Genomic DNA, 14,014 nt, shown 5'->3' with positions numbered 1-14,014 from the left:
GCGGCCCACCCCGCGCGTCCACATCGCAAGAAGACGGCAAAACCGGTTCGCCTACCCACCCCCCTCCTCCCATACGCTTGACCCGTGACCCCCGCTGATCTCTCCCGTACCGTGCTGCGCGCCGTGCGCCGTGCTGTGGAGGACGAGACGCTGAGCGTGGCCGTGCCGACACGCGTCGTGGTCGAGCGGCCCCGGCCCGGCGGCCGCGGGGACTTCGCGTCGAACGTCGCGCTGCAGCTCGCCGGCCCCGCCGGGCGCCCGCCGCGGGAGGTCGCCGAGGTGCTGACCGCCGCGCTCGTACGCGAGCCGGGCATCGCCGACGTACAGATCACCGGGCCCGGATTCCTGAACTTCACGCTCGCCGCCGACGACCCCGGCCGGCTCGTGCGCGAGGTGCTCGCGCGGCGGGCGGCGTACGGACGGGGGGACCAGCTCGCCGGGCAGGACCTCACCTTCGCCCCCGTGGACGAGGTGCGTGCCGCCGTCGTCACCGATGTGGCCGTACGACTGCTGCGCACCCTCGGTGCGCGGGCGGGCGTCGTGCCCGGTGCCCACGAGGTGCTGCGGGTGGCGCCGGTGCCGCGCGGCGAGGGGGACGTGTTCGAGCGGTTCGGGACGGACGCCGCGCGCTGGGCGCTGCTGAGCGCGCCGCCGCAGGAGACCCCGCGTTTCCCGGCCGCACTGCTCGCCCAGACCGAGGACAACCCCCTCTTCCGGGTGCGGTACGCCCACGCCCGGGTCCACGCCCTGCTCCGTAACGCCGCCGACCTCGGGTTCGCCCCGGAAGCCGGAGCCGCCGGGGACGCTGAGCCTGCCGAGGGGGCGCTGCACGCCTTCCTCGCCGACCACCCCGCCGAGCTCGAAGCCGCCGCCCACCACCGCGCCCCCGACCGGCTCGCGCGGCACCTCGTGGGTGGGGCCGACACGGTGCTCGCGTACCAGCACACCGTTCTTCCGCTCGGCGACGAGAAACCCTCGGCCGCCCACCGTGCCCGGCTCGCGCTCGCCGAAGCCGCCGGGACGGTGCTCGCAGGCGGCCTGTCCCTGCTCGGCATCAGCGCACCCGTACATCTGTGAGAGAGACCGCATCATGAGCCGTTCCGCACACCCCGCCGGGCCCCGTCACGCCGATGTCCTGCCCGAGGGTCACTACACCGCCCCGGCCGCCGACCTCAACGTCCTGGACGCGAAGGTCTGGTCGCGCACCGTGGACCGCGCCGCCGACGGCACCGTCAGCGTCGGCGGCATCGAAGTCGCCCGGCTCGCCGAGGAGTTCGGCACCCCGGCGTACTTCCTCGACGAGGACGACTTCCGGGCCCGCTGCCGCGCCTGGCGGGACGCCTTCGGCAGTGAGGCCGATGTCTTCTACGCCGGCAAGGCGTTCCTCTCCCGCGCCGTCGTGAAGTGGCTGCGGGAGGAAGGGCTCAACCTCGACGTCTGCTCCGCCGGCGAGCTCACCACCGCCCTCGCCGCGGGCATGCCCGCCGAGCGCATCGCGTACCACGGCAACAACAAGTCGGCCGAGGAGATCGAGCGGGCCGTCGAGGCCGGCGTCGGCCGCATCGTGCTCGACTCCTTCCAGGAGATCGCGCGGGTCGCCCACACCGCCGAGCGGCTCGGCAAGCGCCAGCGGGTGCAGATCCGGGTCACCGTCGGCGTCGAGGCGCACACCCACGAGTTCATCGCGACCGCGCACGAGGACCAGAAGTTCGGCATCGCGCTCGCCGGCGGCCAGGCCGCGGAGGCGGTACGGAGGGCCCTCAACCTCGACGGGCTCGAACTGATCGGCATCCACAGCCACATCGGCTCGCAGATCTTCGACATGGCCGGCTTCGAGGTCTCCGCCCGCCGCGTCGTGCAGCTGCTCGCCGAGGTGCGCGACGAGCACGGCGTCGAACTGCCGGAGATCGACCTCGGCGGCGGCCTCGGCATCGCGTACACCTCCGACGACGACCCGCGCGAGCCGCACGAGATCGCCAAGGCGCTCGGCGAGATCGTGACGAGGGAGTGCGAGTCCGCGGGCCTCGCCACGCCCCGCATCTCGGTCGAGCCGGGCCGCGCCATCGTCGGCCCGACCGCCTTCACGCTCTACCGCGTCGGTACGGTCAAGCCGCTGGAAGGACTGCGTACGTACGTGTCCGTGGACGGCGGCATGTCCGACAACATCCGCACCGCGCTCTACGACGCGGAGTACACCGTGGCCCTGGTGTCGCGCCGCTCCGACGCCGAACCGATGCTGGTGCGGGTGGTCGGCAAGCACTGTGAGAGCGGTGACATCGTGGTGAAGGACGCGTTCCTGCCCGCGGACCTGGCGCCGGGCGACCTGATCGCGGTGCCCGCGACGGGTGCGTACTGCCGCTCCATGGCGAGCAACTACAACCACGCGCTGCGGCCGCCGGTCGTCGCGGTCAAGGACGGCGAGGCCCGAGTGATCGTGCGGCGCGAGACGGAGGAAGATCTCCTGCGTCTGGACGTCGGCTGACCGAGGTCCGACGGAGCGGAACCAACCGCTCTGTGAAATTTCCATCTCAGGATCCGGACCGGGGGTAGAAACTCCGTTCCGGTGGGTGAGACTGGTCCCACCGTAGATGTATGAGAAGTGAGGTCGGATGATGCGTACGCGTCCGCTGAAGGTGGCGCTGCTTGGCTGCGGGGTTGTCGGCTCCGAGGTGGCGCGCATCATGACGACGCACGCCGACGACCTCGCGGCCCGGATCGGCGCCCCGGTGGAGCTCGCGGGCGTCGCCGTCCGCCGCCCCGACCGGGTGCGCGAGGGCATCGACAAGGACCTGGTCACCACCGACGCGACCGCCCTGGTCAAGCGCGGCGACCTGGACGTGGTGGTCGAGGTCATCGGCGGCATCGAGCCCGCTCGTACGCTGATCACCACCGCCTTCGAGCACGGCGCCTCCGTCGTCTCGGCCAACAAGGCGCTGCTCGCCCAGGACGGCGCCGCCCTGCACGCCACCGCCGAGGAGCACGGCAAGGACCTCTACTACGAGGCCGCCGTCGCCGGCGCGATCCCGCTGATCCGCCCGCTGCGCGAGTCCCTCGCCGGCGACAAGATCAACCGCGTCATGGGCATCGTCAACGGCACCACCAACTTCATCCTCGACAAGATGGACTCGACGGGTGCCGGGTACCAGGAGGCGCTCGACGAGGCCACCGCGCTCGGGTACGCGGAGGCCGACCCGACCGCCGACGTGGAGGGCTTCGACGCCGCCGCCAAGGCCGCGATCCTGGCCGGTATCGCCTTCCACACGCGCGTGCGGCTCGACGATGTGTACCGCGAGGGCATGGCCGAGGTGACCGCCTCCGACTTCGCTTCCGCGAAGGAGATGGGCTGCACCATCAAGCTGCTCGCCATCTGCGAGCGCGCCGCCGACGGCGAGTCCGTCACCGCGCGCGTGCACCCCGCGATGATCCCGCTCAGCCACCCGCTCGCCTCCGTCCGCGAGGCGTACAACGCGGTGTTCGTCGAGTCCGAGGCCGCAGGACAGCTGATGTTCTACGGTCCCGGCGCCGGCGGCGCCCCGACCGCGTCGGCCGTCCTCGGCGACCTCGTGGCCGTCTGCCGCAACAAGCTCGCCGGTGCCACGGGGCCCGGCGAATCCGCGTACACCCGCCTGCCGGTGAGCCCCATGGGCGAGGTAGTGACGCGGTACCACATCAGCCTCGACGTGGCCGACAAGCCGGGCGTGCTCGCCCAGGTGGCGACGGTCTTCGCCGAGCACGGCGTATCCATCGATACGGTGCGCCAGTCGGGCAAGGACGGCGAGGCATCCCTCGTCGTCGTCACCCACCGCGCAGCCGACGCGGCCCTCACCGGAACCGTCGACGCCCTGCGCAAGCTCGACACCGTCCGCGGTGTCGCCAGCATCATGCGTGTTGAAGGGGAGTAGAGGAACGATGGGTATCCAGCCCGCCATCCGCACCGGCGCCCACCAGTGGCGCGGGATCATCGAGGAGTACCGCGACCGTCTCCCCGTCAGCGAGACGACGCCCGTGGTCACGCTCGGCGAGGGCGGCACTCCGCTCGTACGCGCAGAGGTGCTCTCCGAGCTCACCGGCTGCGAGGTGCACCTGAAGGTCGAGGGCGCCAACCCCACCGGTTCGTTCAAGGACCGCGGCATGACCATGGCCATCACCAAGGCCAAGGAGGAGGGCGCGCAGGCCGTCATCTGCGCCTCCACCGGCAACACCTCGGCCTCCGCCGCGGCGTACGCGGGCAAGGCCGGCATGGTCAGCGCCGTGCTCATCCCGCAGGGCAAGATCGCCATGGGCAAGCTGGGCCAGGCCCTGGTGCACGGCGCGAAGATCCTCCAGGTCGACGGCAACTTCGACGACTGCCTGGTGCTCGCCCGCGGCCTGAGCGAGAACTACCCGGTTGCGCTGGTCAATTCGGTCAACCCGGTCCGTATCGAGGGCCAGAAGACCGCCGCGTTCGAGATCGTGGACCGGCTCGGCGACGCCCCCGACATCCACGTCCTGCCGGTCGGCAACGCCGGCAACATCACGGCCTACTGGCGCGGGTACCAGGAGTACGCGGCCGACGGGCTCTCCACGCACTCGCCGCGCATGTGGGGCTTCCAGGCCTCCGGTTCGGCGCCGATCGTGCGCGGCGAGATCGTCAAGGACCCCTCGACCATCGCCACCGCGATTCGCATCGGCAACCCCGCGTCCTGGGCCTTCGCCGAGGCCGCGCGGGACGAGTCGGGCGGCTTCATCGACGAGGTCACGGACCGTCAGATCCTGCGCGCCTACAAGCTGTTGGCGTCCCGCGAGGGTGTCTTCGTGGAGCCCGCGTCGGCAGCGTCGGTCGCCGGTCTCCTCAAGGCCGCCGAGGACGGCAGGCTCGACAAGGGCCAGCGCATCGTCTGCACGGTCACCGGCAACGGCCTCAAGGACCCGGACTGGGCGGTCGCGGGTGCCCCGCAGCCGGTCACCGTCCCGGTCGACGCGGCCACCGCGGCCGAGCGCCTGGGTCTCGTGTAACTGCCGGTGTGAGAAGGGGGTGTTGCCGGGTATCCCTCCTGGCATCACCCCGCATTCCCCGAACCGAACAGGGGGTGCACGGGGGGCTTGCGACACGCATCGTGCGCCTCCTGTGCGCCCTATGTCGCCACAGAACCTTCCTTCGATAGGCTGTACCGAACCCGCCCCGCCGCATATGCCGCGGCGCCGCCGACCGCGGCCGTCGGGTGTTTCCGTACTCTGTCGTTCCTCTTGCGAAACCTTCGAAAATCGCAGCTCAACAAGGAGAGTCATCGAGCGATGGCCGGTCCCGCCTTCCGCGCCGCCGCCGTCCGGGTGCGCGTCCCCGCCACCAGCGCCAACCTCGGTCCGGGCTTCGACGCCCTCGGCCTGTCGCTGGGTCTGTACGACGATGTCGTAGTCAGGGTGGCCGATTCCGGTCTGCACATCGATATCGCAGGCGAGGGTTCCGACACCCTCCCGCGCGACGAGAAGCACCTGCTCGTACGCTCCCTGCGCACCGCCTTCGACCTGCTCGGCGGGCAGCCCCGCGGCCTCGAGGTGGTCTGCGCCAACCGCATTCCGCACGGCCGCGGCCTCGGCTCCTCGTCCGCCGCCATCTGCGCCGGCATCGTCGCCGCCCGCGCGGTGACCATAGGCGGTGACGCCAAGCTGGACGACACCGCGCTGCTCGAACTCGCCACCGAGATCGAGGGCCACCCGGACAACGTCGCCGCCTGTCTGCTCGGCGGATTCACGCTCTCCTGGATGGAGGGCGGCTCGGCGCGCGCGATCAGGATGGATCCCGCCGAGTCCGTCGTTCCGGTGGTCTTCGTGCCCGGCAAGGCCGTGCTGACCGAGACCGCCCGTGGGCTGCTCCCGCGCACGGTCCCGCACGTGGACGCCGCCGCCAACGCGGGCCGCGCCGCCCTGCTCGTGGAGGCCCTGACCCGTCGCCCCGAGTACCTGCTCGCGGCCACCGAGGACCGGCTGCACCAGGAGTACCGCGCTCCCGCCATGCCGGAGAGCACCGCACTGGTGGAGCGACTGCGCGCGGACGGCGTTCCCGCCGTCATCTCGGGCGCGGGACCCACGGTGCTGGCGCTCGCCGAGCACAGCACGGCCGACAAGGTCGCACAGCTCGCGGGCGAGGGGTGGGCGGCCAACCGTCTGGCCCTCGACGCGGACGGAGCGAGTGTGCTGCCGCTCGCGCCCTGAAAAGCGAATGCCGGAGCAAGAGAGGGGGAATGTTTGTTGGATCCGGTAGTGTTAATGTCAAGTCTGCACCAGACGCCTGCATGGCGTGGTGCCTCGTGTCCCTGTCAGGTAAGCAGGGGACAGACCTTCTTCCGGGAGCCCCCCAAACTGCTCGATGCCACGCATTGAGCGGCGCTGAGCACGCTCCGGAGCAGGTGCGACCGAGCAGGGTGACACAGCACGAACTGGTGTCACGGACTCGGGAAGCGCCGTCATCAATGAACTCTTCCGCCACTTCCGGCGGGACCACCGCCCCGGCAGGACCGCACCACACAGGCACCCGTCGGACAGCACAACCGGTCGCCGAGCCAGACAGGCCGACGTCCGCTCCAGGGAAGGACCCTTCGTGAGCGACACCACCGATCTGATGGGCGCTGCCGACAGCACGGTCGAGACCGCTGCCGCGCCCGCCACGGACGCCTCCGCCGCGCCTGCGGCCGGCTCGCGGCGGCGCCGCGGCACCGGCCTTGAGGGCATGGTGCTGGCAGAGCTTCAGCAGGTCGCATCGGGCCTCGGGATCAGGGGCACGGCGCGGATGCGCAAGAGCCAGCTGATCGACGTCATCAAGGAGGCGCAGGCCGCGGGTGGCTCCGCCCCCGCGAAGGCGTCGGGCGACGGCGAGACCAAGCCGAAGCGCCGGGCCACCTCCAAGGCGCGTACCGGCGATGCCGAGTCCGCCGAGAAGGCCGAGAAGCCGGCCAAGGCGGAGAAGGCCGAAAAGCCCTCCGCACAGCAGCAGATCGACATTCCGGGCCAGCCCGCGAGTGACGACGCCCCGGCGGGCGAGCGCCGTGGCCGGCGCCGCGCCACCGCCGAGGCCGGTGCCCCGGAGGCCCAGGGTTCCGAGGCCAAGGCCGAGGCCCGTACCGAGTCGTCGGACTCCCGCGCGGAGAACGCCGCGGACAGCGCCGAGGGCCGTGGCCAGGGCCGCGACCGCGGTGACCGTGGCAACCGCCGTGACCGTGGCGACCGCGGTGACCGTGGCGATCGCGGTGACCGTGGCAACCGCCGCAACAAGGGCGACGAGCAGGGTGGCCAGGGCGGCGGCCAGGGTCGTAAGGAGCAGGGTGGCGGCGGTCGTCAGGACCGCCAGGACCGTCAAGACCGCCAGGACGACGACGACTTCGAGGGTGGCAGGCGCGGTAGGCGCGGCCGTTACCGCGACCGTCGTGGCCGTCGCGGCCGTGACGAGGTCAACGAGCCGCAGGTCTCCGAGGACGACGTCCTGATCCCGGTCGCGGGCATCCTCGACATCCTCGACAACTACGCGTTCATCCGTACGTCGGGCTACCTGCCGGGCCCCAACGACGTGTACGTCTCCCTCGCCCAGGTCCGTAAGAACGGTCTGCGCAAGGGCGATCACGTCACCGGTGCGGTGCGTCAGCCCAAGGACGGCGAGCGTCGCGAGAAGTTCAACGCCCTTGTGCGGCTTGACTCTTCGAACGGCATGGCGGCCGACTCCGGTCGTGGGCGCCCCGAGTTCAACAAGCTCACCCCGCTGTACCCGCAGGACCGGCTCCGTCTGGAGACCGACCCGGGCGTGCTGACCACCCGCATCGTCGACCTCGTGTCGCCGATCGGTAAGGGCCAGCGTGGTCTGATCGTGGCCCCGCCGAAGACCGGTAAGACCATGATCCTGCAGGCCATCGCCAACGCGATCACGGTCAACAGCCCCGAGTGCCACCTCATGGTCGTCCTCGTCGACGAGCGGCCCGAGGAAGTCACCGACATGCAGCGGTCGGTGAAGGGCGAGGTCATCTCCTCGACCTTCGACCGTCCCGCCGAGGACCACACCACCGTCGCCGAGCTGGCCATCGAGCGCGCCAAGCGTCTCGTCGAGCTGGGTCACGACGTCGTGGTGCTGCTCGACTCGATCACCCGTCTCGGCCGTGCGTACAACCTCGCGGCCCCGGCGTCCGGGCGCATCCTGTCCGGTGGTGTCGACTCGACCGCTCTGTACCCGCCGAAGCGCTTCTTCGGTGCGGCGCGGAACATCGAGGACGGCGGCTCGCTGACCATCCTCGCCACCGCGCTCGTCGAGACCGGCTCGCGCATGGACGAGGTGATCTTCGAGGAGTTCAAGGGCACCGGCAACATGGAGCTCAAGCTCGACCGGAAGCTCTCGGACAAGCGCATCTTCCCGGCGGTCGACGTCGACGCGTCCTCCACCCGCAAGGAGGAAATCCTCCTGAACAGCGAGGAGTTGAGCATCGTCTGGAAGCTGCGCCGGGTGCTGCACGCGCTCGACTCGCAGCAGGCGATCGAGCTGCTCCTCGACAAGATGAAGCAGACCAAGTCGAACGCCGAGTTCCTGATGCAGATCGCCAAGACCACGCCCACCCCGGGCAACGGCAGCGACTGACCAAGAGCCCGCGCTCGCATTCAGAGTCCCGCACCCCGTCACGGCTCGTGACGGGGTGCGGGACTTTCTGCCTTCCGGCCGGTAACGCCCCGGTCACGGGAGACCTTCGCCACAGCGCGTACCGCTGTGCGCACGGCTCGTACGGTCCGCTCCGTACGGTGACGGCGCAGGTGAGAGCCGTGATGGGCGACCGGGCGCGGGGGCGGGCGCGGGGACGGTCCTGGGCGGCTCGGGCCCTTCGGCCTTACGGAGCGCTTAACGCGCTGTGCAACCCTTTTTCGGGATTCGGCGTCTGACCCGGTGGCAGCACTGAGGTGGTACGCACGGTGACGTCGAGCCGCGTCCGACCCTGAGAGCCGGGGGTGGCCGACCGACCGAGGACTGAGGAGCACATGCCCGACGAGAGCGACGAGCCCGCCGACAGCACGGCGAACCGACGGCGCCGAGGTGCGACCGGCCGGCGCCGCAAGCCGCGTGGGCCGCGCAGGAAGGCGCTCGTCGTCACCGCCTGGGCCGCGGCCTCCGTGGTGCTCGCCGGCGGCATCGGCCTCGGGTACGTGTACTTCAAGCTCAACGGCAACATCAACGGCGTCGACATCAACGCGGCGCTCGGCACCGACCGCCCCGACGACGTCGACAACGGCTCGATGGACATCCTCGTCCTCGGCTCCGACTCCCGCGCCGGTGACAACGCCAAGTACGGCGGCGCCGACGAGGAGAGCGCCCGCTCCGACACCGCGATGGTCGTGCACGTCTACGAGGGCCACAAGAAGGCCAGCGTCGTCTCCATCCCCCGCGACACCCTGGTGACCAGGCCGGAGTGCAAGTCCGAGAGCGGCGGCACCGACCCCGGCGGCCCGCGCCACATGTTCAACGAGTCGTACTCGGTGGGTGGCCCCGCCTGTGCGGTGAAGACCGTCGAGAAGATGTCCGGCATCCGCATGGACCACTATCTGGAGGTCGACTTCACCGGCTTCAAGAAGCTCATCGACGAGCTCGGCGGCGTGGAGATCACCACCAACAAGGCGATATCCGACCCGGACAGCCACCTCGACCTGGCGGCCGGCCCGCACACCCTCGACGGCGAGCAGGCGCTCGGCCTGGTCCGCACCCGGCACGCGGTCGGCGACGGCGGCGACCTGGGGCGAATACAGCTCCAGCAGGCCTTCATCAAGGCGCTGATCAACCAGGTCAAGGAGGTCGGCGTCTTCACCGACCCGACGAAGCTCTACGCCCTCGCGGACACCGCCACCAGCATCGTCACCACCGACTCCGACCTCGACTCGGTGAAGAACCTGGCGGGCTTCGCGAGCAGCCTCAAGGGCATCGAGGCGAACCACATGAACATGGTCACGCTCCCGGTGATCTACGACCCGAACGACCCCAACCGCGTCGTACCGCTGGAGAAGCAGAACAAGCAGGTCTGGGCCGCGCTGCATGCCGACAAGGCGATTCCTGCGGCGGCGACGAAGGACTCGGCGGGGGACCAGGGGGAAGCGGGCAGCGTGGTGAGCAGCAAGTAGCCACAGCCGCGGAGGGGCTCGACGCGGCCCGGGGAATATCTCCGGTCCCTCCCCCGTTTTGGGGGATGCGGCCAGTCCTGGCAGACTGGTACGTCGGCCCCGGTTCACGCACCCGCAATCCGCGTCTGCGACCCGGAGCCCTCCCGAAACTAGGAGACACCTTGAAGCGCGACATCCACCCCGAGTACGTCGAGACCCAGGTCAGCTGCACCTGCGGTGCGTCGTTCACCACCCGCAGCACGATCTCCAGCGGCACCGTCCGCGCCGAGGTCTGCTCCGAGTGCCACCCGTTCTACACGGGCAAGCAGAAGATCCTCGACACCGGTGGCCGCGTGGCCCGCTTCGAGGCCCGCTTCGGCAAGGCCGCCGGCTCCGCCCAGAAGTAGCGAGCCACTGCGCCGGTCCTCGGTCGCTCCCGCCGGAGCGACCAGGACCGGCGTTTTTGGTCGCACCCCTTCCCTTCACGCACACCAGGAGCCCGGAGATGTTCGAGGCGGTCGAGGACCTGATCGGCGAGCACGCCGATCTTGAGAAGCAGCTCGCCGACCCGGCGGTCCACGCGGACCAGGCCAACGCGCGCAAGCTCAACAAGCGCTACGCCGAGCTGACCCCGATCGTCACCACGTACCGCTCCTGGAAGCAGACCGGCGACGACATCGGTACGGCCCGCGAACTGGCCGCCGACGACCCGGACTTCGCCGCCGAGGTCAAGGAGCTGGAGGAGCAGCGCGCGGAGCTCACCGAGAAGCTGCGCCTGCTGCTCGTGCCGCGCGACCCCAGCGACGACAAGGACGTGCTCCTGGAGATCAAGGCGGGCGCGGGTGGCGACGAGTCCGCCCTGTTCGCCGGTGACCTCCTTCGGATGTATCTGCGGTACGCGGAGCGGGTGGGCTGGAAGACCGAGATCATCGACTCCACGGAGTCCGAGCTGGGCGGGTACAAGGACGTCCAGGTCTCGGTGCGCACCAAGGGCGGCAACGGCGCGACCGAGCCCGGCCAGGGCGTCTGGGCGCGGATGAAGTACGAGGGCGGTGTGCACCGCGTGCAGCGCGTGCCGTCGACCGAGTCGCAGGGCCGTATCCACACCTCCGCGGCCGGTGTGCTTGTCACGCCCGAGGCCGAGGAGGTCGACGTCGAGATCCACGCGAACGACCTGCGGATCGACGTGTACCGCTCGTCCGGGCCCGGCGGCCAGTCCGTCAACACCACGGACTCCGCGGTCCGCATCACGCACGTACCCACCGGCGTCGTGGCGTCCTGCCAGAACGAGAAGAGTCAGCTCCAGAACAAGGAGCAGGCGATGCGTATCCTGCGTTCCAGGCTGCTCGCGGCCGCGCAGGAAGAGGCCGAGAGTAAGGCCGCGGACGCGCGCCGCAGCCAGGTCCGCACGGTCGACAGGTCCGAGAAGATCCGTACGTACAACTTCCCGGAAAACCGCATCTCCGACCACCGCGTCGGGTTCAAGGCGTACAACTTGGACCAGGTGCTCGACGGCGAACTGGACGCGGTCATCCAGGCCTGCGTCGACGCGGACTCCGCGGCGAAGCTCGCGGCCGCCCAGTAAGCCCCACGTACCAGCACCCCATCAGCACGTACCGCAGCACCGGAGGACCAGCGTGCAGCCACACATCGGGGAGCGACCCCCGAACCCCCGCAGCGTGCTGCTCGCGGAAGTGGCCCAGGCCACCCAGCGGCTTGCCGACGCCGGCGTGCCCTCACCGCGCTTCGACGCGGAGGAGCTCGCCGCCTTCGTGCACGGCGTCAAGCGCGGCGAACTGCACCACGTCAAGGACGCGGACTTCGACGCCCGCTACTGGGAGGCCGTCTCCCGGCGCGAGGCGCGTGAGCCGTTGCAGCACATCACCGGACGCGCCTTCTTCCGCTACCTGGAACTCCAGGTCGGGCCAGGGGTGTTCGTGCCGCGGCCGGAGACCGAGTCGGTCGTCGGCTGGGCCATAGACGCCGTGCGCGCGATGGATGTCGTCGAGCCGCTCATCGTCGACCTGTGCACCGGCTCAGGGGCCATCGCGCTCGCCATGGCGCAGGAGGTCCCGCGCTCCCGGGTGCACGCCGTGGAGCTGTCCGAGGACGCCCTGGTGTGGACCCGTAAGAACGTCGAGGGCTCCCGGGTCAAGCTGCAGCAGGGCGACGCCCTGACCGCGCTGCCCGATCTGGACGGCCAGGTCGACCTGGTGATCTCCAACCCGCCGTACATCCCGCTCACCGAGTGGGAGTACGTGGCGCCGGAGGCCCGCGACCACGATCCGGAGCTGGCGCTTTTCTCCGGCGAGGACGGGCTCGACACCATCCGCGGCCTGGAGCGCACCGCGCACCGGCTGCTCCGCCCCGGCGGCCTCGTCGTCATCGAGCACGCGGACACCCAGGGCGGCCAGGTGCCGTGGATCTTCACCGAGGAGCGGGGCTGGGCGGACGCCGCCGACCACCCGGACCTGAACAACCGGCCGCGCTTCGCGACCGCCCGCAAGGCGCTGCCCTGATGATCCGTCAACACCCGCAGACCACCGAGAAGTTGTACGCGTACGAGGAGGCTCGCTAAATGGCACGGCGATACGACACGAACGACGCGACCGACCGCGTGACCGGTCTGCGCGAGGCCGCGTCCGCCGTCCGCCGCGGCGAGCTGGTCGTGCTGCCCACCGACACCGTGTACGGAGTCGGCGCCGACGCCTTCTCGTCGGAGGCCGTGGCGGACCTGCTGTCCGCCAAGGGCCGGGGCCGCACCATGCCCACGCCCGTGCTCATCGGCTCCCCGAACACGCTGCACGGCCTGGTCACCGACTTCTCCGAGATGGCCTGGGAGCTCGTCGACGCCTTCTGGCCCGGCGCGCTGACCCTGGTCGCCAAGCACCAGCCCTCGCTCCAGTGGGACCTCGGCGACACCCGGGGCACGGTCGCGATCCGGATGCCGCTGCACCCCGTCGCGATCGAGCTGCTCACCGAGGTCGGCCCGATGGCGGTGTCCTCGGCCAACCTCACCGGGCACCCGGCTCCCGAGGACTGTGACGCCGCGCAGCAGATGCTCGGCGACTCCATCTCCGTGTACCTGGACGGCGGCCCGACGCCCGGCATCGTGCCCTCGTCCATCGTGGACGTCACCGGCAAGGTCCCCGTACTCCTGCGCGCGGGCGCCCTGGACGCCGACGAGCTCCGCAAGGTGGTACCCGACCTCGAGGTGGCCAATTGACGGCCCCCGAGGGGCGTGGCATAGCGCGGTTCCCCGAAGCGTTTCCCGGCACGTTCGCCGGGACCACGGACGGCTTCCGCATCCTCCACGTCAGCACCGGCAACGTCTGCCGCTCACCGATCACCGAGCGGCTGACCCGCCATGCCCTGGCAGACCGCCTCGGCGACCCCTTCACCGGGGGCCTGATCGTGGAGAGCGCGGGCACCTGGGGACACGAGGGCGCCGCGATGGAGACCAACGCGGCGACCGTCCTCGCCGACTTCGGCGCGGACTCCACCGGCTTCATCGGCCGTGAGCTCCTCGACGAGCACGTCATCCGCGCCGACCTGGTGCTCACGGCGACCCGTGACCACCGGGCGCAGGTCGTCTCGATGGGCCACAGCGCCGGACTGCGCACGTTCACGCTGAAGGAGTTCACGCGGCTCGTCCGCGCCATAGATCCGGCGACCCTGCCGGACCCGCTGGACGACGGCGTGGTGGAGCGTGCCAGGGCCCTCGTACGCGCCGCCGCGGCGCTGCGCGGCTGGCTGCTCGCGCCCAGCCCGGAGGCCGACGAGGTGCACGATCCGTACGGCGCTCCGCTGCCTTTCTTCCGCTCCATCGGCGACGAGATCAAGGAAGCCCTCGACCCCGTGGTCACGGCCCTGACCGGCGTGCCCGCGCCGGGCCTGCCCGCCTGAGGCACCGCACGCT

At 70.8% G+C, this 14,014-nt stretch carries 12 protein-coding genes; all 12 read left to right on the top strand.

Translation table 11 applies throughout. The annotated features are described in order from the left end of the window. Positions 1 to 84: 84 nt before the first annotated feature. On the top strand, positions 85 to 1,077 hold the full coding sequence (gene nrtL, locus GUY60_RS08995) for an ArgS-related anticodon-binding protein NrtL (RefSeq protein WP_161695667.1): 993 nt from the start codon (positions 85 to 87) through the stop codon (positions 1,075 to 1,077). A gap of 13 nt (positions 1,078 to 1,090) precedes the next feature. Beyond that, entirely contained in the window at positions 1,091 to 2,482 is a 1,392-nt protein-coding gene (gene lysA, locus GUY60_RS08990) for a diaminopimelate decarboxylase (protein WP_161695665.1), read from the top strand. Between the two features lie 127 nt (positions 2,483 to 2,609). Beyond that, positions 2,610 to 3,902 (top strand): homoserine dehydrogenase, encoded by a 1,293-nt coding sequence (locus GUY60_RS08985; RefSeq protein ID WP_187369968.1) that lies wholly within the window; start codon positions 2,610 to 2,612, stop codon positions 3,900 to 3,902. A gap of 7 nt (positions 3,903 to 3,909) precedes the next feature. Next, the gene (gene thrC / locus GUY60_RS08980) at positions 3,910 to 4,995 is read left to right on the top strand and encodes a threonine synthase (RefSeq protein ID WP_161695663.1); all 1,086 of its coding nucleotides are present in this window, start codon (positions 3,910 to 3,912) and stop codon (positions 4,993 to 4,995) included. A gap of 279 nt (positions 4,996 to 5,274) precedes the next feature. After that, positions 5,275 to 6,192 carry a homoserine kinase gene (thrB, locus tag GUY60_RS08975; RefSeq protein WP_161695661.1) on the top strand — a complete coding sequence of 306 codons (918 nt, stop codon included), beginning with the start codon at positions 5,275 to 5,277 and terminating at the stop codon, positions 6,190 to 6,192. A gap of 385 nt (positions 6,193 to 6,577) precedes the next feature. After that, the gene (gene rho, locus GUY60_RS08970; RefSeq protein ID WP_187369967.1) at positions 6,578 to 8,593 is read left to right on the top strand and encodes a transcription termination factor Rho; all 2,016 of its coding nucleotides are present in this window, start codon (positions 6,578 to 6,580) and stop codon (positions 8,591 to 8,593) included. Positions 8,594 to 8,985: 392 nt separating this feature from the next. Continuing rightward, on the top strand, positions 8,986 to 10,116 hold the full coding sequence (locus GUY60_RS08965) for an LCP family protein (RefSeq protein WP_161695659.1): 1,131 nt from the start codon (positions 8,986 to 8,988) through the stop codon (positions 10,114 to 10,116). Positions 10,117 to 10,277: 161 nt separating this feature from the next. Then, positions 10,278 to 10,502: a 50S ribosomal protein L31 gene (rpmE, locus tag GUY60_RS08960; protein WP_161695657.1), complete on the top strand. Its 225-nt coding sequence runs from the start codon at positions 10,278 to 10,280 to the stop codon at positions 10,500 to 10,502. Between the two features lie 98 nt (positions 10,503 to 10,600). Further along, positions 10,601 to 11,680 carry a peptide chain release factor 1 gene (gene prfA / locus GUY60_RS08955; protein WP_161695655.1) on the top strand — a complete coding sequence of 360 codons (1,080 nt, stop codon included), beginning with the start codon at positions 10,601 to 10,603 and terminating at the stop codon, positions 11,678 to 11,680. A gap of 52 nt (positions 11,681 to 11,732) precedes the next feature. Next, positions 11,733 to 12,614, top strand: coding sequence for a peptide chain release factor N(5)-glutamine methyltransferase (gene prmC / locus GUY60_RS08950; protein ID WP_161695653.1), 882 nt, complete (start codon positions 11,733 to 11,735; stop codon positions 12,612 to 12,614). 59 nt (positions 12,615 to 12,673) lie between these two features. After that, entirely contained in the window at positions 12,674 to 13,321 is a 648-nt protein-coding gene (locus GUY60_RS08945) for an L-threonylcarbamoyladenylate synthase (RefSeq protein ID WP_161695651.1), read from the top strand. Beyond that, a complete protein-coding gene (locus GUY60_RS08940; protein ID WP_188132310.1) occupies positions 13,318 to 14,001 on the top strand; it encodes an arsenate reductase/protein-tyrosine-phosphatase family protein in 684 nt (227 codons plus the stop codon). Before GUY60_RS08945 ends, GUY60_RS08940 begins: the two co-directional genes overlap by 4 nt. Positions 14,002 to 14,014: the final 13 nt, after the last annotated feature.

The organism is Streptomyces boluensis (assembly GCF_009908195.1).
Lineage (GTDB): Bacteria > Actinomycetota > Actinomycetes > Streptomycetales > Streptomycetaceae > Streptomyces > Streptomyces boluensis.
Note: the sequence above shows the minus strand (reverse complement) of the source record. Positions and strands in the feature narration are given on the sequence as shown.

Coding starts and splice junctions, on each gene's coding strand:
- lysA (WP_161695665.1), top strand. CDS start 1,091: ATGAGCCGTTCCGCACACCCCGCCGGGCCCCGTCACGCCGATGTCCTG.
- GUY60_RS08985 (WP_187369968.1), top strand. CDS start 2,610: ATGATGCGTACGCGTCCGCTGAAGGTGGCGCTGCTTGGCTGCGGGGTT.
- thrC (WP_161695663.1), top strand. CDS start 3,910: ATGGGTATCCAGCCCGCCATCCGCACCGGCGCCCACCAGTGGCGCGGG.
- thrB (WP_161695661.1), top strand. CDS start 5,275: ATGGCCGGTCCCGCCTTCCGCGCCGCCGCCGTCCGGGTGCGCGTCCCC.
- GUY60_RS08965 (WP_161695659.1), top strand. CDS start 8,986: ATGCCCGACGAGAGCGACGAGCCCGCCGACAGCACGGCGAACCGACGG.
- prfA (WP_161695655.1), top strand. CDS start 10,601: ATGTTCGAGGCGGTCGAGGACCTGATCGGCGAGCACGCCGATCTTGAG.
- GUY60_RS08945 (WP_161695651.1), top strand. CDS start 12,674: ATGGCACGGCGATACGACACGAACGACGCGACCGACCGCGTGACCGGT.